This window comes from Neobacillus paridis (assembly GCF_016765675.1).
Lineage (GTDB): Bacteria > Bacillota > Bacilli > Bacillales > Cytobacillaceae > Neobacillus > Neobacillus paridis.
On the sequence record NZ_JAESWB010000307.1, the window covers coordinates 1 to 589 of the forward strand.

General features: G+C 61.5%; 1 protein-coding gene. It reads right to left on the minus strand.

Translation table 11 applies throughout. The annotated features are described in order from the left end of the window. The coding region (locus JK635_RS28985; protein ID WP_306792972.1) for a proton-conducting transporter transmembrane domain-containing protein at nt 1-589 on the minus strand (589 nt) is incomplete at both ends.

Here is a 589-nt window from a genome sequence, read left to right on the forward strand (position 1 = left end):
GATGCCCAGGTTGTAAGCCGGGATATCCTCGCCAAGCACCGACACGGCCGCGAATGCCAGGAAGGGTCCGACCGTCAGCTCCGGCAGCATGCCCACGATCACGCAAAGCAGCACCAGCAACTCCACCGGGAAGCGCATCCAGCGTGGCGGTTCATGCGGCGCTTGCGGCAGACTGGCCGACAGCTGCCCGAAAAACACGCTGATGAAGCGCAGGGAATAGGCAACGCTGAAGATTCCCATCGCCACGGCCGCGTAGGACATCCACCAGTGTTCGGTGCCGCCAACATGCACCGTCTCCGCGAAGAACATTTCCTTGGAAAGAAAGCCGTTGAGCAGCGGCACGCCGGCCATCGATGCGCTGGCGACGATAGCCAGCGTGGCAGTAAACGGAATGGCCTTGTACAGGCCACGGAGAATGCGCATGTCGCGCGTTCCCGTTTCATGGTCAATGATGCCGGCGGCCATGAACAGCGAAGCCTTGAAGACGGCGTGGTTCAGGGTATGGAAAATGGCCGCCACCACGGATAACGGGGTGCCGATGCCCAGCAGGACAGTGATCAAACCGAGGTGGCTGATCGTGGAGTACGCC